Here is an 18,081-nt window from a genome sequence, read left to right as displayed (position 1 = left end):
GCCGGCCGCGCGCCGCCTGCGCACTCAGTCCAGTGCCGCGCTCAAGGCTCGGCGACGGGCAGTTGGCCAGCCGCGTCCGGCGCCAGCCGCGACGGCGCCGCCGCGCCGCGCTGCACGCCGAGATAGCGCTGCATCAGGTCCTGCACGATCGGGCTCTTGTCGGCCAGGCCTTCGATCGACTTGCCGAGCGAGACCGCCTTGATGAGGTTGTCGAACATGCCGCCGTCGCCGCCGACCAGGTCGATGTCGGCATTGCGCAGGGCGCTGGCGATGACCTCGGCGTTCTCCTTGGACACTTCCTTGCCGGCCTCGATCGACGCCAGCGCCTGCTTGAGGCTGTTGTCGAGCAGCATCCGGAATTCCTCGTGGCCGCGCGCGCTGTCGCTGAGCGCGCCGATCGCCTCGAACTTGCGGGTCAGGCCGTCGGCCTCGGCCAACAGGCGCTTCTCCACCACCACCGCCTCGGCCATGCCGATCGACTCGGCGGCGCTGGCCTTGGCCTTGCCCATCTGCTCTTCGCCCTGCGCCTTGGCCTGCAGCGTCTCGGCCAGCACGCGCGCCTCGTTGCTGCCCTGCTTGAGGCTGGCATCGGCCTTGGCCTCGATCACCCGCGCCTCGGCGATACCGACCTTCTCGATCGCCAGTGCCGAGGCCTCCTTGACCTGCGCGTCGGCCAGACCGGGCGCGGCCTTCTCGGCGCGGATGCCGTCGGCGAGCAGCTTCTTGGCTTCGGCCTGCTTGCCGGCGGCCTCGTGTTCGGCCTGCGCCAGGGTGGTCAGTTCGACCGCGCGGTGCTTGGCCGCGGTCTCGCGCGCCTGCGCGTCCTTGACCTGGCGCACCAGCAGTTCCTGCGCCTTGGCCTCCGCTTCCAGGATCGTGACCTGCTTGAGCCGGTCGGCCTCGGCGACCTGGCGCACTTCCTTGATCCGCTCCTCTTCCTGCGCCACGGTCTTGTCGATGGCGATGCGCTCGCGGGTGATGTTGGCCACGTCCATCTTGCCGTTCTCGACCACCTTGTCGCGCTCCACGCCCTGCAGCTGCACCTCGCGATCGGTGGTGACCTGCTCCAGCTGACGCGCACGCGCGACCCGCTCGACCTCGATGGCCACCGCGCGCTGGCGATTCTGTTCGGCCACCTCGACCTCGCGCAGGCGGTTCTGCTCGCGGATGTCGATCAGTTGCTGCGCCTCGATGCGCGCGTTCTCCGCCAACTGGCGCTGCTCCTCCTGCACCTTCAGCGTCTCGGCCTGCTCGCGCGCGCGGATCGTGTCGACCTCGCGCTTCTGCCGCGCCTCGGCCTCGGCCTGCTGCCGCTCCAGCGCCAGCATCGCCTCGCGCGCCTCCACGTTCTTCTTGGTGATCGCCAGCTTCGCGTTCTGCTCCAGCTCGTTGGTGACCACGTTCTGGGTGCCGGTGAGCTCGGTGATCTTGCGGATGCCCTCGGCGTCGAGGATGTTGTGCGGATCCAGCAGCGCCTTGGGCGTCTGCTCCAGGTAATCGATCGCCACGTCCTCGAGCACGTAGCCGTTGAGGTCGTTGCCGATCACCGCGATGATCTCGTCGCGGAACTCCTGACGCTTCTCGAACAGCTCGGTGAACTCGAACTTCTTACCCACCGTCTTGAGCGCCTCGGAGAACTTGGCGTTGAACAGTTCGTCGACCGCGTCCTTGTCCGAGGCGCGGTCGGCGCCGATCGCCTTGGCCACGCGCAGCACGTCGGCCTGGGTCTCGTTGACCCGCAGGTAGAACGCCACGGCGATGTCGGCGCGCATGTTGTCGCGGCAGATCAGCCCTTCCTTGCCGCGGCGGTCGACCTGAAGGGTGATCAGGCTGATCCGCATCAGCTCGGCGCGGTACAGCACCGGCACGATCAACGCGCCGGTGAAGTGCACCTTGGGCGTGGCGCTCATGTCGTTGACGATCAGCGCTACGCCCTGATCCACCTTGCGGTAGAACGCGCGGAACAGGCCGGCCAGCCCCAGCAGCAGCACCAGCAGGATGCCGACGCCGATCAGAAACGGCGCCATCGTCGCAAAACTCATCGGTGGATCTCCTTATCGCCCGCAATCAGGCTGTGTGGAAACGGCAAACCCGGCAGATCCTGCTCGCGGGCGATCAGATAGTGGTTGTGCGCCTGCACGTAGTCGACCAGCACCACGCGCTCGCCGCGCGGATAGACCTGGCCGGCCTGGGCACGCACCTGCAGGACCAGGCCGGCGCCGCCATCGTCGACGGTGGCGTAGCCGGAGTCCGCGTCGGCACGCGGCGAGGCGACGACGCCGACCTTGCCGAGCAACGACGTCTGCGCCACCGGCCGCAGCCGCAGCAACAGCCGGCGCAGCGGCCGCAGCATCCAGGAGGTCAGCGGCAGCGCAGGCAGCAGGGCCAACAGCGCCACGCCGCTGCCGATGCCCCAGCGCAGGCCGGCCGGCAGGGACTGCAGCAGGAACAGATGGACGAAATAGGTGCCGAGCCAGCCCCAGAACGAGAGCAGCGCCACCACCAGCATCACCGGCGCACCGCCCAGGCCCAGCCGCGAGAAGACGGCGGACACGCCGTGCAGGCCATGGTCGGCGCCGTCGACATGCAGATGCCCGTCGGGCGCGGCATGGTCGCCGATGCCGAAGGCGGCCAGCGCCCAGTAGAGCGCGGAAAATGCCAACAGGATGCTGTACGGCAACGTCGGAAATCCCAGTGCGACGTTCAGGAACTCGGCCATCCCCTCATCCTTGCTGTGCCGTGACGGCGCGCCCCATCATGGGCTCGCGTCATCCCGCCGGCCTGCGCGCACGGCGCGCGGCGGACCGCCGGCAGGTTCTAGAGCCGGATGATACGTGAAAGTCGCGGCGGTTGGCCCGCGGCGCGGGCCGATGCGGCGGCACCTGCGGCGGCCGGCGCCGGCCCGGACCCGGCAGCGGGCTGCTCCCGGCGGCGCGTGCCAGCCGGCCGCGCTCAGCAGTTGGTGTTCAACTCGTGGCAGTCGGCGCGGCGCACTTCCTCGACGAACTTGCGCATCTTGTGGCCGTCCTTGATCCCGGGCTGGCTCTCGATGCCGCTGGACACGTCCACGCCCCACGGCAGGGTGCCGATGATCGCGTCGAACACGTTGTCGCCATTGATGCCGCCGGCGAGCAGGAACGGCCGGTGCAAGCCGGTCGGCAGCCGCGACCAGTCGAAGGTCTTGCCCGAACCGCCGCTTTCGCCGGGCGCGTGGCTGTCGAACAGGAAGCCGGCCGCGTTCGGATACTGCAACTGCAGGGTGCGCGCATTCACCTCGCCGCCGCCCATCGGCACCGCCTTCAGATACGGCAGGTTGAAGCTGCGACAGAAGCCGTCGTCCTCGTCGCCATGGAACTGCAGCAGGGTCGGACGCACCGTGCGCAGCACCTCGCGCACCTCGTCCTTGGGGTTGTCGCGGAACAGCGCCACCACGTCCACCATCGGCGCGGCGGCCTGGCGCATGGCCCGCGCCTCGGCCGGCGCCACCCGCCGCGGGCTGCCATGGGCGAACACGAACCCGATCGAATCCACGCCCAACTCGCCTGCCAGGCGGATGTCGCCGGCGCGGGTCATGCCGCAGAACTTGATGCGGGTGCGATACAGCGTGCGATTCATAGCGTGACCTCGTCCGGAAGCGTCCAGTGGGCGGGATAGAGGGGACCGACGAACACCAGGCCCTGCGGCGGTGCCGTCGGACCAGCGACGCGGCGGTCGCGTCCCGCGAGCAGTTCGCCAATCCAGGACACCGGCTTTTCGCCCGTTCCCACCATGACAAGGGAACCAACGATATTGCGCACCATGTGATGAAGGAATGCATTGGCCTGGACCTGGATCTCGACCAGCTCGCCGCTGCGGCTCACCGCGATCGACTGCAGCTCGCGGCGCGCGTGCAGGGCCTGGCACTGCACGCTGCGGAAAGCACTGAAGTCCTGCTCGCCCAGCAGCGCCTGCGCCGCCGCGTGCATGGCGTCGGCCTGCAGCGGCCGCCGCTCCCAGCTCAGGGTCTGCCGGTACAGCGCCGGGCGCACCTGGCGGTTGAGCAGGCGGTAGCGATAGCGGCGCGCGCGGGCGGAGAAGCGCGCGTGGAAGTCGTCGGCCACCGGCACGCACCAGCGCACGCACACCGAGGGCGGCAACCGCGCGGTGGCGCCCAGCATCCAACCGCGCGGCGGGCGCGGCGCGCCGCAATCGAAATGCACCACCTGGCACTCGCCGTGCACACCGGCATCGGTGCGGCCGGCGCAGACCACGCTCACCGGGGCGTCGGCCACCGACGACAGCGCCGCCTGCAGCGTCGCCTGCACGCTGGGGCCGCCACTCTCGCCGAGTTGCTGCCAACCCTGGAATTCGCTGCCGTCGTACTCCACGCCTAGCGCGTAGCGCATGGCGACCTCCACTGCAGTGCGGCATCGACATCGGCGCGCGCTGCGGCCGACGCGCGCAGGGACCAACACGGGGCGCCTGCAACGCCACCGCGGCAGCGCCTCTGCCCGGCCGGAAGCGCGCGCTTGGCGCGCGCCCGTCGCCGATGCGCAAAATGCCGCTGGGCCGTCCCGATCCAGGCCGGACGGCCGCGGCGAGCGCGCCGCGCGCCGCCTGCCACCATCAGTCCAGCCGTCCCAGCAATTGCAGCGCCTCGGCGCGTGCGGCCGGATCGCCACTGGCCGCGACCTCGGTCAGCAAGGTGCGCGCGGTTTCGTTGTCGCCCAGATCCATGTACGCCACCGCCAGTTCCAGCCGCTCGCGGCCCGCCGGCGGATACGGCGACGGTGCTTCGGCCGGGGCCGGGGCCGGCGCGGCAGGCTGATGCCAGGTCGGCTCCTGCCGGCCGCCGCCGGCGTCCTTGTCGGCATGGGCGTCGCCGCCCGGCACTGCGACCACCGGCGACGGCTGCCGCCACGGCGCCTCGGCAACCGGCTCGGCGGCCGGTGCGGCCTCCGGATGGGCATCGGACACGCCAGCGGAATGGTCGTCGTCGTTGTCCGCGGACAGCGGCGCATCGGCCGGCGCCTGCCGCAGCGACTGCTGCGCCAGCACCCGCTCGAAGGCGTCGTCGTCGAGTGCGGTGTGGTGATCGGCGTGATCTGAGTGATCGGCGGCAGCGTGGTCGAGATGGTCGGCGCGCTCCCACTCTTCCAACGCCTCGTGGTCGCGGGCGACCGCCTCCTCCTCGGCCAGCGGCTCGGCCGGTTCCAGCGGCGGCAGTTCCGGCGCATCGACATCGCGGTGCGCGACCACCGGCACCGCGGCGCTCGCCGCCAGCGCGGCATCGTCGTCGCGCGGCAACGGCGGCAGCGGCGAGGGCTTGCGCCGGCGCGACAGCAGCCAGGCACCGAGGCCCAGCACCAGCAGGCTCAGCCCGCCCCACAGCCACAGCGGGAACCCGTCATTGGCCGGCGCTTGCGCGGGCGCGGCCGCTGGCGCCGCCTGCCCGGCCTGGGCCAGGCGCTTCTGCGCCGCAGCCAGGTCGCTGTCCTTCAACGCGATCAGTTGCTGCTGCTGGGACTTGAGCTTTTCGAGCTGCTCCACCCGCGAACGCAGTTCCTGGACCTCGGCATCGCGTGCCGCGAGGTCTTCGCGCGCCTGCTGCAATTGTTGGGCTGCCACCATGTCTCCTTCGTCGCCGGCACCGGTGCCGGACTTGGTTCCCGCCTCGCGGCGCGTCGCCGGCACCGCCGGCGCGATTTCCAGGCGTGCGCCAGCGGCGGCGGCCGGCGCCGCTGCGGCCGGCTTGGGCGCGGTCTGCGCCGTCGCCGCGTCCTGCTGCGCCTGTGCCGGCTGCGGCACCGGCGCACGCGCCTGGCGCCATTGCGCCGCCTGCTCGCGCACCACCGCCTCGGCGGCGGCGGCATCCAGGCTCGCCAGATCCTCCTCGCGCGGGGTGCGCAACACCGCGCCCTGCTTGAGCAGGTTGAGATTGCCGCGGATGAAGGCGTCCGGATTGGCGCGCAGCAGCGCGACCATGGTCTGGTCCAGCGAATGGCCGTTGCCGCGCGCCAGTTGCCCGGCGATCTGCGACAGGGTCTGCCCGGCGCGCACCGGCGCCAGCGCATCGCCGGGCGCGGCCGCGGGGGCCGGCGCCGGACGCGGCGTGGCGGCCGGCCTGGCGCTTGGCGTCGCCGGCGTGGCGGCGGCGGCAGGCGCTGGCGCCGCGGTGGACGTTTCGCGGGCGATGCGGTCGGACGGCTGCGCCGCGGCCGGCGCATCGATCGCCGGTGCATCGATCGCGGCGGCGGTGTTGGGCGCATCGATCAGCGCGGAGTATTCGCGAATCAGCCGCCCCTGGCCCCAATCGACCTCGATCAGGAAGCTCAGCGACGGCACGTCGACCGGCATGCGGCTGCTGACCTGGATCACCGCGCGGCCCTTGCGGGTCTGGGTGAAACGGAACTGCAGATCGCTGACCAGGCCCTGCGGGCGCTCCAGCCCGACCCGCGCGAAGGTCGCCGGCGAGGCCAGCGCCACCCGCGCCCGCTCCAGTTCGCCCGGCTCGTTGGAGATCACCGGGATCTCGGCCAGGAACGGCTCGCCCGGCTTGGACAGCACGCGGATATCGCCCAGGCCCAGGGCCAGCGCGGCCTGGCTGCAGGCCAGCAGCAACAGCGCCGTGGCAGCGCGACAGACATGGCGCAGCCCGCGCACGGCGGACACCGCATCGCCGCGATGGCGACGGAACAAACGTGGTTGTAGGCGCATCCCGCCCCTGCCCCTTGGAATCATGCGTGCAATATATAGGAAGCCGGGACCGGGGACCCGGGGTCCGGAAAAGCCGAGACAGGGACCGCGTTGCTGGTGCACCGCTGAAATCCACGACGCAAGAACACCCTGCAGCAGGAAAGCCCAGGCACGCCACTGTGGGAGGGACTTCAGTCCCGACGCGAGGTGCGGCCGCTGTCGGGACCGAAGTTCCCAAAAAATCCGGGCCCGGAAAAGCCCCCGTGGGGAGGCTGGGGACTCGGAAATCCGAGACAGGGACCGCGCTTCATAACGCGGTGTGCGGGATCTCGCGTCGGGACTGAAGCCCCTCCCACAACGGGGCGAGCGCGGATACCTGCGACTTCCATTTTCCAAACAAAAAGCCAGGGCTCGCGCCCCGGCCTTCGCTCCACTCCGCCACACGATCAGGCCGCGCGGCCAGCCACGCCGCCACGCCATGAACCCGCGGGACCCGGGTCCCGGCTTTCAGCCCTCCAGGGCAACCAGCTCGGCCAACTGCACCGCATTGAGCGCGGCGCCCTTGCGGATGTTGTCGGCCACCACCCACAGGTTGAGGCCGCGCGGGTGCGAGAAGTCCTCGCGGATGCGGCCGACGAACACCGGGTCCTTGCCGGAGGCATGGGTCACCGGGGTCGGATAGCCGCCGGCCTTGTGCTCGTCGACCACTTCCACGCCCGGCGCCTGACCCAGCAGCGCGCGCGCCTGCTCGACGGTGATCTTGCGCTTGGTCTCGATGTTGACCGCTTCGGAATGGCCGAAGAACACCGGCACGCGCACCGCGGTGGGGTTCACCAGGATGCTGCTGTCCTCGAGGATCTTCTGCGTCTCCCACACCAGCTTCATCTCTTCCTTGGTGTAGCCGTTGGGCTGGAAGTCGTCGATGTGCGGGATCAGATTGAAGGCGATCTGCGCCTGGAACTTCTGCGGCTCGATGTCCTGGAACGCCAGCAACTGCGCGGTCTGCTTGCCCAGCTCCTCCATGCCCGAGCGGCCGGCGCCGGACACCGACTGGTAGGTGGCCACGTTGATGCGCTCGATGCCGTATTCCTTGTGGATCGGCGCCAACACCGGCATCAGCTGCATGGTCGAGCAGTTGGGGTTGGCGACGATGCCGCGCGGACGCTGCTTCAGCGCGTGCGGATTGACCTCCGACACCACCAGCGGCACGTCGTCGTCGTAGCGGAAGGTCGAGGAGTTGTCGATCACCACCGCGCCGGCCGCGGCGAATTTCGGCGCGTATTCCTTGGAGATGCCGCCGCCGGCCGAGAACAGCGCGATGTCCACGCCGCTCGGATCGAAGGTCGCCAGGTCGAGCACGGTGACCTTGTGGCCCTTGAACTCGACCTGGCCGCCGGCCGAGCGCTCGGAGGCCAACGGGTACAGCGTGGCGACGGGGAAATCGCGCTCGGCGAGGATGCTCAGCATGGTCTCGCCGACGGCACCGGTGGCACCGACGACGGCGACGTTGAAACGACGGGTTGCATTGCTCATGGAAGATTCGATCCGCAGAAAAAGAAGGGGAGGAACAGCCGCACTGCCACGTGGATTCGGGGAACCTGCCGTGCGCGTCGCGCGCGGCGCCGCAGGCTCCCTATCGTTTTTTGTCCGCAATCGCCCGCGCGCCGCCGGCCGCGGCAATCGCGTCCAGGTTCAGCGCGTTGGGCGGGCGCCCGGCGTCGGCGCCGATGCCCAGGGCGGCAAGCAGGTTGTCCACCGCCAGCGACACCATCGCGCGGCGCGTGGCCACGCTGGCGCTGCCGATGTGCGGGGTCAGCACCACGTTGCGCAGCGCCAGCAGCTCCGGACGGATCGCCGGCTCGCCTTCGAACACGTCGAGTCCGGCCGCGGCCAGACGCCCGTTGGCCAGCGCGTCGGCCAGTGCGACTTCATCCACCAGGCCACCGCGGGCGATGTTCACCAGCGTCGCGGTCGGCCGCATCTTGGCCAGTGCGGCGGCGTCGACGATGTGATGCGACTGCGCGCTGTACGGCAGCACCAGCAGCAGGTGGTCGGCGCGCGCTAGCAGGTCGTCGAAGCCGACGTACTCGGCGCGATGCGCGCGCTCCACCTCGGCCGGCAGGCGGCTGCGGTTGTGGTACAGCACACGCATCGAGAAGCCGGCGGCGCGGCGCGCGATGGCCTGGCCGATGCGGCCCATGCCGAGGATGCCGAGCGTGCTGCCGTGGACATCGGCGCCGAGCATGGTCTGGAACGACCACTGCTGCCACTGCCCCGCGCGCAGCCAGCGCTCGGCCTCGCCGACGCGGCGCGCGGCGGCCATCAGCAGGGCGAAGCCGAGATCGGCGGTGGTCTCGGTGAGCACATCGGGGGTGTTGGTGGCGACGATGCCGGCCGCGCTGAGCGCATCCAGGTCCAGATTGTTGTAGCCGACGCCGACGTTGGCGATGGCGCGCAGCCGCGGCGCGCCGGCGATCTCGGCGGCGCCGATGCGTTCGTTGAGGGTGACCAGGGCGCCGTCCAGCGGCGCCAGCGCCTGCGTCAGGTCCTGCGGCGAATACCTGGTCACGCCCGCGGTGGTGGTCAGCGCGCAATACTCGCCCAGCCGTGCGACGACATCGTCGAACAGCGGCTGGCTGACCCACACCCGCGGCCGCGACTCAGCCATCGCCACCGCCGGGGATGCGCGGGGTCACCGTGCCGACGTCGCCGCATTGCGCGCGGTGGCGCAGCGCCTGGTCCATCAGCACCAGCGCCATCATCGCCTCGGCGATCGGGGTGGCGCGGATGCCGACGCAGGGATCGTGGCGGCCGGTGGTGATCACGTCCACCGCCTGCCCGTCCACGTCCACCGTGGCGCCGGGCAGGCGCAGGCTGGAAGTGGGCTTGAACGCCACCGAGACGACGACCGGCTGGCCGGTGGCGATGCCGCCGAGCACGCCGCCGGCGTGGTTGGACTGGAAGCCGTCCGGCGCGATCAGGTCGCGATGCTCGGTGCCCTTCTGGGTCACCGCGGCGAAACCGTCGCCGATCTCCACGCCCTTGACCGCATTGATGCTCATCATCGCCGCGGCCAGTTCGCCGTCGAGCTTGCCGTAGATCGGCTCGCCCCAGCCCGCCGGTACGCCGTCGGCGACCACGGTCACGCGCGCGCCGATCGAATCGCCGGACTTGCGCAGCGCATCCATGTACGCCTCCAGCTCCGGCACCTGCGGCGCATGCGGCCAGAAGAACGCGTTGTCCTCCACCGCCTCCCAGGCGAAGCCCTGCGGCAGCAGCGGCCCGAGCTGCGACAGGTAGCCGCGCACGCGCACGCCGTAGCGCTGCGCCAGCCACTTCTTGGCGATCACGCCGGCGGCCACGCGCATGGTGGTCTCGCGCGCGGACGAGCGCCCGCCGCCGCGCGGATCGCGGATGCCGTACTTCTGCCAGTAGCTGTAGTCGGCATGGCCGGGACGGAACTGCCGGGCGATGTCGGTGTAGTCCTTGCTGCGCTGGTCGGTGTTGCGGATCAGCAGGCCGATCGGAGTGCCGGTGGTGCGGCCCTCGTAGACCCCGGACAGGATCTCGATCTCATCGGCTTCGCGTCGCGCCGAGGTGTGCCGGCTCTTGCCGGTGGCGCGGCGCTGCAGGTCGTGGGCGAATTCGCTGGCGTCCAGTTCCAGCCCCGGGGGGCAGCCATCGACCACGCAGCCGATCGCCGGCCCGTGCGATTCGCCGAAGGTGGTGACGGTCAGCAGCTTGCCGAAACTGTTCGCGCTCATGTCGCTTGCGTCACCGGTCCGCGGCCAGCGCGGCGATGCGCGCATGGTGCGTCAGCAGCTCGCTGCGCTCCACCGCGAAGATGCCCATCTGCCCGACCTTGAACTCGACCCAGGCGAAGTCCACTTCTGGCAGCAGCTGCGCCAGCGCGCGTTCGGACTCGCCGACTTCGCAGATCAGCAGGCCGTCCTCGCTCAGGTGCGCCGGCGCGTCGCGCAGGATCTTCAGCGCCAGGTCCAGGCCGTCGTCGCCCGCGCGCAGGCCCAGTTCCGGCTCGTGCGCGTACTCCGGCGGCAACGCGTCGGTCTCGGCGTGGGTGACGTAGGGCGGATTGGTCACGATCAGTTCGTAGCGGCGCCCGCCCAACCCGGCGAACAGGTCGGACTTGACCAGTTCGACGTTGTCGGCCAGCAGCCGCTCCTTGTTCTCGGCGGCCAGGCTCAGCGCCTCGTCGCTGATGTCGACCGCGTCCACCTGCCAGTTCGGGTTGTAGTGGGCCATGGCGATGGCGATGCAGCCCGAGCCGGTGCACAGGTCCAGCGCGCGCTCCACCGGGCGGCCGGCCAGCCACGGCTCGAACCCGGCTTCGATCAGCTCGGCGATCGGCGAGCGCGGCACCAGCGCGCGCGCATCGCTCTTGAAGCTGAGCCCGGCGAACCAGGCCTCGCCGGTGAGGTAGGCGGCGGGGATGCGCTCGGCGATGCGGCGCTCGAACAGCGCCAGCACCTGCGCCTTCTCCGGCGTGGTGACCCGCGCGCTGCCGTAGGCCGGGCCGAGGTCGTGCGGCAGGTGCAGCGCGTGCAGCACCAGTTGCGTGGCCTCGTCCAGGGCGTTGTCGTAGCTGTGGCCGAAGCTCAGCCCGGCGGCGTTGAAACGGCTGGTGCCGTAGCGGATCAGGTCGATGATCGTGTGGAGTTCGGCGGCCGCGTCGGCAGTCATGGCAACAGGCAAGGCAATTCGGCCCCCGATTATAGAGGCCCGGCCGCTATGATGAGCGTTCGTTGCATGGGAAATCAGTATGTTCAACCGCACCTTCGGCATCGTCCTGGTGGTTGCCCTGGCCGCCGGCCTGGGGCTGCTGCTGGCCCAGAAGTACTTCGGCGGCAGCGCCGCCCCGGCCTGGCCGGAGACCCGCACGGTGCGCATGTACCCGCAGCCGCGGCCCCTGCCCGACTTCCACCTGCGCCAGACCGACGGCACGCCGCTGGTGCCGGGCGAGCTCAAGGGCCACTGGACCCTGGTGTTCCTGGGCTTCACCGCCTGCCCGGACGTGTGCCCGACCACCCTGGCCGACCTGGCGCGCGCGCAGAAGCAATGGGAGACCTTGCCGGACACGCTGCGCCCGCGCGTGCTGTTCGTCTCGGTCGACCCGCAGCGCGACACCCTGCCGCGGCTGGGCGAGTACGCCCACGCCTTCCACAAGGACACCATCGCCGCCACCGCCGACGTGCCCGAGCTGGAGCGCTTCGCCACCGCGCTGGGCTTCGTGTTCCAGAAGGTGCCGGGTAAGCATTACGCCGAGAACCCGAACGACTACAGCATGGACCACTCCGCCGCGATCGCGGTGCTCGACCCGCAGGGCCGCCAGGCCGGGCTGATCCGCCCGCCGTTCGATGCCGCCGCGATCGCCGCCGACCTGCAGGCCCTGACCAAGGCCACCGCCCCATGAGCCTGACCACCCGCCTGACCTACGTGCTGCCGCACCGGCTGCTGTCCTCGCTGGCGCGGCGCCTGGCCTATTCGTCGCGGCCCGGGCTCAAGCAGTGGCTGATCGACACGGTGGTGCGCCGCTTCGGCGTGGACCTGAGCGAGGCTGCGCAACCGGACGCGACCGCTTACCCGACCTTCAATGCCTTCTTCACCCGCGCACTGAAGCCGGGCGCGCGCGTCGCCGATCCCGATCCGCAGGCGCTGCTGATGCCGGCCGACGGCCGCATCAGCCAGCTCGGCCGGATCGAGGACGGACGCATCTTCCAGGCCAAGGGGCAGTCGTTCACCGCCGCCGAACTGCTCGGCGACGACGCGGCCGCGGCCCCATTCGCCAATGGCCTGTATGCCACCGTGTACCTGTCGCCGCGCGACTACCACCGCGTGCACATGCCCTGGACCGGCACCCTTCGCGAAACCGTGCACGTGCCGGGGCGGCTGTTCAGCGTCGGCACCGACGCGGTACGCACCGTGCCGCGCCTGTTCGCGCGCAACGAACGCCTGGTCTGCCATTTCGACACCGACTTCGGCCCGATGGTCTCGGTGATGGTCGGCGCGCTGCTGGTGTCCGGCGTGGAAACGGTGTGGAGCGGCGTGGAGATCCCGCGCTACGCCGACCGCATCACCCGCAAGGACTGGCGCGGCAAGGGGATTACCCTGCAGCGGTTCGAGGAGATGGCGCGCTTCAACTACGGCTCCACGGTGATCGTGCTGCTGCCGCCCGGCGTGGCCGCGTTCGACCCGACGCTGAAGGCGGAATCGCCGGTGCGGCTGGGACAGGCACTGGCGCGGTTGGTGCGCTGAGGTGCGCAGGCCGCGCTGCGGCCCTTTGTGTAGAGACACCCTTGTGGGAGGGACTTCAGTCCCGACGCGCTGGCGGTGAGAGAACCCGGGCTTGCAATGGGTAGATGAAAAGCCACACGCGCCAGCACTGCGGCCGCCGTACCCTCATCCGGCGCTACGCGCCACCTTCCCCCGAAAAGGGGCCATGGTCCCGAGGGGAGAAGGGATGGGGATCGCGCTTGGATCTCGCGGTCGACGTTCATGCCAGCGACCCGCGAGATGCAATGGCCCCACTGTGGGAGGGACTTCAGTCCCGACGCATGGAAGGTGACAGACCACCAACCCGCAATGGATGACCGAAAAGCCGCACACACAACACCGCGGCAGCCGCACCCTCATCCGGCGCTGCGCGCCACCTCCCTCCGAAAAGGGGGCCATGGTCCCGGTGGGAGAAGGGAGCGACAGCGCCCTACTTCTCGCAGCCCACCAGCTTCAGCGACTGCCCCGGCTTCAGCGCATAACCCGGCGCACGCAAGCCATTCGCCTTGGCCAGCTCCTTCAGGTCGCAGTCGTGGCGATCGGAAATCCGGCCCAGGGTGTCGCCCTTGGCCACGCGGTAGTTGCGCACCTGCTTCTGCTTGGGCTTGGCCGGCGCGGGACGGCCGGTGGCCACCGTGGTCGGCACGCCGGCGACCGGGCTGACGTCGCCCACCGCCACGTTGCCGGTGAGGTCGGCGACCGGCGCCGGGCTGCCGCTGCGCACGGCGGAGGTGACGTCGGCGGTGATCAGCGCGCGCGCCAGGTCGGCGCGTGGGCCGCTGACGCAGTAGCGGTTGTACAGGCCGACGATCTTGGTGGTGGCGTTGATGGTCACCCCGGCCGGGATCCAGCCGTCCGGCTCGTAGCGCGGGTTGAGGTTGCGCAGCGCGCGCATGTAGCCGTCGCGGGTGCCGTCGCTGCCCAGGCAGATGGTCAGTTCGTAGATGGTGGTGGACTTGGCCAGACGCAGCGTGGCCGGCTGCGCATTGATCTTGGGGAAGGCCACGCCGTACTGCTGCGGGTGCAGGAAGATCCACGCCGCGGCGATCACCATCGGCACGTAGTCCTTGGTCTCGGCCGGGAACTGGTTGTACACCGACGCGTCCCAGAAGCTACGGCCGGGCATCTGGTTGAACACGCGCGCGGCGCGGCCTTCGCCGCCGTTGTAGCCGGCCAGCGCCAGTTCGACGCTGCGGTTGAGTTCGCCCATGCGCTCGTTGATGTAGACCGCGCTGGCCTCGGCGGCGCTGCGCGCGTCGTAGCGGGTGTCGAAGCCGGTACCGTCCGGGCCCAGGCCGAAGCGGCGCCCGGTGGCCGGCATGAACTGCATCAGCCCGGCAGCACCCACCCGCGAATTGGCGTGCACGCGGCCGTTGGACTCCTTGGCGATGATGCCGAACAACAGCGCTTCCGGCAGGCCGCGCTTCTCCCATTCCGGCCACATGATCGCGCGCAGGTTCTGGTAGTTCTCGTAGCTGCTCATCAGTGCCGGCCGCATGTCGGTGAGCCAGCGGCGGATGCCGGCCTGTACCGCCGGGTTGTACTCCACCATCGAATCGAAGGCGTGGCGCTTGTCGTTGAGCAGGCGCGCCGCGCGCGCGGCTTCCGGCACGTCGGCGGCGAGCGGGCTGATGTGGTCGGGGTCGGCCTGCAGCGGCGCCGAGTCGTCGTCGGCGGCATCGGTGTCGCTGGCCTGGCCCTGCGCGTCGGCCTTGGCTTTCAGCAGGCGCTTGTACGCGCCCAGATAGGTGCCCACCTCGCAGCCGCGCTGCTTGATGCAGGCCTGGATCACGTCCTCGATGTCCTCCAGCGCGGCGTCGCTTTCCTGGGTGCCCTTGGGGTCGCTGTTGCCGACCAGCACCAGGGCGTCGTTGTAGCGCTTCTCGGCGGCGGCCAGGCGCTGGTCGAGGACGGCGATGGCGGCCTGGTCGCGGGCGGACACGCGGGCTTGGGCGGCAGGAGCGGTGCAGGTCAGCGCCACGGCAGCCGCGACGGGCCACGCGTGGGTGAAGCGGAACGGAAGGGGCATGGTGGGACGCGGCGACGGAAAGGCCGCAGGGTAGCCCCCGCCGTCGCATCGCGGCAAGGTCGCGGCGGCCAGGGTCCGGCCCGCGGCGGGGCCAGGGTTCATCGCTGGCGGCCATCCCGCACCGCAACACAAGTACCGCGCGCGCTGGCTCCCGCGCCACCGATGTCGTCCGCCACGCCGGTGCCGCCCCCGCGAACGACCACACCTCGCAAGGACCGCGGTTGGCCGGGAGTGCCGGCAGTTGCAGGCCGGCGCAGCGCGCCCACGGTAGCTCGCACGCGTTCGGCCATGCCGCGTACGTTCTAGAATCCGGGCATCTCACTGCGGACCCCGATATGGACCCGATCCTGCTAGGCAAAGGCGTGACCGACGACATCGCAGTGCTGCTGCAACCGCGCCTGGGCAACCGCCACGGCCTGGTCGCCGGCGCCACCGGCACCGGCAAGACCGTGACCCTGATGACGCTGGCCGAAGGCTTTTCGCGCATCGGCGTGCCGGTGTTCCTGGCCGACGTCAAGGGCGACGTGGCCGGCCTGGCAATGCCCGGCGACGGCAGCGAGAAGGTGCTGCAGCGCGCCCGGGAGATCGGCGTGGCCGACTACGCCCCCGCGGCCAATCCGGTGCTGTTCTGGGATCTGTACGGCAAGCTCGGCCATCCGGTCCGCACCACCGTCAGCGAGATGGGCCCCACCCTGCTGGCGCGCGTGCTGGAACTCAACGACACCCAGGCCGGCGTGCTCGACATCGTGTTCAAGCTGGCCGACGACCGCGGCCTGCTGCTGCTCGACCTGGACGACCTGCGCGCGCTGCTGGCGCTGGTGGTGGAAGAGCGCAAGGACATCTCCACCGAGTACGGCCTGGTCAGCGCGCCGTCGGTGGCGGCGATCCAGCGTGCGCTGCTGCGCCTGGCCCAGGACGGCGGCGAAGGCTTCTTCGGCGAGCCGGCGCTGGACCTGGCCGAGCTGATGCGGGTCGACCACGACGGTCGTGGCGTGATCGGCATCCTCGCCGCCGCGCAACTGGTGCTCAAGCCGCGGCTGTACTCGACCTTCCTGCTGTGGCTGCTGTCGGAACTGTTCGAGCGGCTGCCGGAAGTGGGCGACCTGGACAAGCCGAAACTGGTGTTCGTGTTCGACGAGGCGCACCTGCTGTTCGACGATGCGCCGCCGGCGCTGGTGCAGCGCATCGAGCAGGTGGTGCGGCTGATCCGCTCCAAGGGCGTGGGCGTGTACTTCTGCTCGCAGTTCCCGGACGACGTGCCCGACAACATCCTCGGCCAGCTCGGCAACCGCGTGCAGCACGCGCTGCGCGCCTACACGCCGCGCGATCAGAAGGCGGTGCGCACCGCCGCCGAAACCTTCGTGGCCAATCCCAAGCTGGACGTGGCCAAGGCCATCTCTCAACTCGGCACCGGCGAGGCACTGGTGTCCACGCTGCAGGACAAGGGCGTGCCGGCACCGGTGCAGCAGACCCTGATCGCCCCGCCGCGCTGCCGCATGGGCGCGATCACCGACGCCGAGCGCGCGCAGGTGCGCGCTGGCAGCCCGGTCGGCGGCCGCTACGACACGCCGGTCAATCGCGAATCGGCGGCGGAACTGCTGGCGCGCCGGGTCGAGCAGAGCGCCGACCACAGCGCCGCCCCGCCGGCGCGCACCCGCGAACAGGACGAAGCGCAGGACAGCGGCTTCGGCCAGGCGGTCAAGGACGCGGTGTTCGGCACCAAGCGCCGCCAGGGCATGCTCGAGGCGATGGCCAAGCAGACCTCGCGCACCATCGGCAACCGCATCGGCCAGCAGATCGTGCGCGGCATCTTCGGCAGTATCTTCGGCGGCAAGCGCTGAGCGCGGCCGACGTCAAAGGAAGCTCCAGCATGGACAGGAACGCGATGAGCGCCTTTCAATGATGTCGCGGCAAGACAAGCCGACAACGCTCCAGGGAAGCTGCCACTGCGGCTGCCTGACCGTCGCGTTCTCGACGGATCAAGCGGCCGAGGACATCCGTCCGCGCGCCTGCGACTGCAGCTTCTGCCAGAAGCATGGTGCGGCCTACGTTTCCGATCCCGCCGGCACGCTGCGACTGACGGCCACGCATGCCGAGGCCGTGCATCGTTATCGCCAGGGTGCAGAGGCCGCGCAATTCCAGCTGTGCCGCCAGTGCGGGGTGCTGGTCGCCGTCACGTTCGAGCATCAGGGGCGGCTCTACGGTGCCGTCAATGTCGGCTGTCTGAACAAGACGCCGGCGTTGGGGGCCGCAGCACCGGTGTCCCCGCAATGGCTGGACGCCGAGACAAAAATGGCCCGATGGCGGCAGGCGTGGGTGCCGGACGTGCAATGGGTCATCGCTGACACCTGAGCATGCCTGCCGCACACCGTCGTCACCGGCGATCGACAGGCGCAGCGTTCAGAACGCTGGATTCGCGGTTAGGCGCGGCCTTCGATCCTGACGATGCCACCCGCAGAGACAAGAACCGATAAAGCTACGCTAGGCCAGCAAACCGTGCAGCTTGGCGTATTGCAGCAGCATGATGGTCTTGGCGTCGGCGATCTCGCCGGTGTCGATCATCGCCAACGCGGCATCGAGCGCCAGCTCCAGCACTTCGATCTCTTCGCCCTCTGCGGCCACGCCACCGCCTGCACCGACCTTGTCGCGATCGACATACTCGCCCACGAAGAAGTACAGCCGCTCGGTCACCGAGCCGGGGCTCATGAACGCCTCGAACACCTTGCGCACGTTCTCGATCCGGTAGCCGGTCTCCTCTTCGGTCTCCTTGCGGATGCAGGTCTCCGGATCGTGGCGATCGAGCAGGCCGGCGCAGGCCTCGATCAGCATGCCGTCGGGGTTGCCGTTGAGCAGGGTCGGCAGACGGAACTGGCGGGTCAGCATCACCGTGCGCTTGGCGCGGCTGTACAGCAGGATGGTCGCGCCGTTGCCGCGGTCGTAGGCCTCGCGCGTGAGTGCCTGCCAGCTGCCGTCGTGACGCTGGAAATCGAAGCTGACCTTGCGCAGCACGTACCAGTTGTCCGACAGCACTTCGATGTTGGTGACGCGCACGCGCGGGTTGCCGGAAACGAACGAAGGGTCCAAGC

Annotated in this window: 15 protein-coding genes; 4 read left to right on the top strand and 11 right to left on the bottom strand. The window is 70.3% G+C overall.

What is annotated here, in order from left to right:
• Positions 1–41 precede the first annotated feature (41 nt).
• The 9 genes from SLW52_RS04725 to prmB all read right to left on the bottom strand — a co-directional run bounded on the left by SLW52_RS04725 (position 42) and on the right by prmB (position 11,376).
• Entirely contained in the window at positions 42–2,042 is a 2,001-nt protein-coding gene (locus tag SLW52_RS04725) for a hypothetical protein (protein ID WP_026143208.1), read from the bottom strand.
• Positions 2,039–2,719, bottom strand: a complete 681-nt coding sequence (locus SLW52_RS04720) for a hypothetical protein (protein ID WP_320739293.1) — start codon at positions 2,717–2,719, stop codon at positions 2,039–2,041. The genes SLW52_RS04725 and SLW52_RS04720 overlap by 4 nt, the downstream gene beginning before the upstream one ends.
• A 233-nt stretch (positions 2,720–2,952) precedes the next feature.
• A complete protein-coding gene (locus SLW52_RS04715) occupies positions 2,953–3,615 on the bottom strand; it encodes a phosphoribosylanthranilate isomerase (protein ID WP_010342993.1) in 663 nt (220 codons plus the stop codon).
• Entirely contained in the window at positions 3,612–4,385 is a 774-nt protein-coding gene (gene truA, locus SLW52_RS04710) for a tRNA pseudouridine(38-40) synthase TruA (RefSeq protein WP_152239676.1), read from the bottom strand. The genes SLW52_RS04715 and truA overlap by 4 nt, the downstream gene beginning before the upstream one ends.
• 220 nt (positions 4,386–4,605) lie before the next feature.
• Positions 4,606–6,696, bottom strand: coding sequence for a FimV/HubP family polar landmark protein (locus SLW52_RS04705; RefSeq protein ID WP_320744235.1), 2,091 nt, complete (start codon positions 6,694–6,696; stop codon positions 4,606–4,608).
• Positions 6,697–7,182: 486 nt separating this feature from the next.
• Positions 7,183–8,208, bottom strand: coding sequence for an aspartate-semialdehyde dehydrogenase (locus SLW52_RS04700; RefSeq protein ID WP_295865434.1), 1,026 nt, complete (start codon positions 8,206–8,208; stop codon positions 7,183–7,185).
• A gap of 100 nt (positions 8,209–8,308) precedes the next feature.
• Positions 8,309–9,343 carry a D-glycerate dehydrogenase gene (locus SLW52_RS04695; RefSeq protein WP_295921909.1) on the bottom strand — a complete coding sequence of 345 codons (1,035 nt, stop codon included), beginning with the start codon at positions 9,341–9,343 and terminating at the stop codon, positions 8,309–8,311.
• Positions 9,336–10,439: a chorismate synthase gene (gene aroC, locus SLW52_RS04690; RefSeq protein ID WP_048489501.1), complete on the bottom strand. Its 1,104-nt coding sequence runs from the start codon at positions 10,437–10,439 to the stop codon at positions 9,336–9,338. The genes SLW52_RS04695 and aroC overlap by 8 nt, the downstream gene beginning before the upstream one ends.
• Before the next feature lie 10 nt (positions 10,440–10,449).
• Entirely contained in the window at positions 10,450–11,376 is a 927-nt protein-coding gene (gene prmB / locus SLW52_RS04685; protein WP_320739294.1) for a 50S ribosomal protein L3 N(5)-glutamine methyltransferase, read from the bottom strand.
• Between the two features lie 79 nt (positions 11,377–11,455).
• Between prmB and SLW52_RS04680 the strand changes: the two genes are divergently transcribed.
• Together SLW52_RS04680 and asd are read left to right on the top strand one after the other, a co-directional pair.
• Positions 11,456–12,106, top strand: coding sequence for an SCO family protein (locus tag SLW52_RS04680; protein ID WP_010340523.1), 651 nt, complete (start codon positions 11,456–11,458; stop codon positions 12,104–12,106).
• Positions 12,103–12,948 carry an archaetidylserine decarboxylase gene (gene asd / locus SLW52_RS04675; RefSeq protein WP_267093789.1) on the top strand — a complete coding sequence of 282 codons (846 nt, stop codon included), beginning with the start codon at positions 12,103–12,105 and terminating at the stop codon, positions 12,946–12,948. The genes SLW52_RS04680 and asd overlap by 4 nt, the downstream gene beginning before the upstream one ends.
• Before the next feature lie 448 nt (positions 12,949–13,396).
• On the opposite strand, the gene SLW52_RS04670 is transcribed toward asd, so the two are convergent.
• Positions 13,397–14,995 (bottom strand): transglycosylase SLT domain-containing protein, encoded by a 1,599-nt coding sequence (locus SLW52_RS04670; RefSeq protein WP_267117059.1) that lies wholly within the window; start codon positions 14,993–14,995, stop codon positions 13,397–13,399.
• 221 nt (positions 14,996–15,216) lie between these two features.
• Between SLW52_RS04670 and SLW52_RS04665 the strand changes: the two genes are divergently transcribed.
• The gene (locus SLW52_RS04665) at positions 15,217–16,836 is read left to right on the top strand and encodes a helicase HerA-like domain-containing protein (protein ID WP_320739295.1); all 1,620 of its coding nucleotides are present in this window, start codon (positions 15,217–15,219) and stop codon (positions 16,834–16,836) included.
• A gap of 58 nt (positions 16,837–16,894) precedes the next feature.
• Entirely contained in the window at positions 16,895–17,347 is a 453-nt protein-coding gene (locus SLW52_RS04660) for a GFA family protein (protein ID WP_320744234.1), read from the top strand.
• A gap of 129 nt (positions 17,348–17,476) precedes the next feature.
• On the opposite strand, the gene nudK is transcribed toward SLW52_RS04660, so the two are convergent.
• A complete protein-coding gene (gene nudK / locus SLW52_RS04655; protein WP_017915167.1) occupies positions 17,477–18,079 on the bottom strand; it encodes a GDP-mannose pyrophosphatase NudK in 603 nt (200 codons plus the stop codon).
• Positions 18,080–18,081: the final 2 nt, after the last annotated feature.

The organism is Xanthomonas sp. LF02-5 (assembly GCF_034105325.1).
In the GTDB taxonomy this organism is placed as follows: Bacteria; Pseudomonadota; Gammaproteobacteria; order Xanthomonadales; family Xanthomonadaceae; genus Xanthomonas_A; species Xanthomonas_A sontii.
The sequence above is the reverse complement of the archived record's forward strand: the minus strand, read 5'-3'. Positions and strand labels throughout refer to the sequence as shown.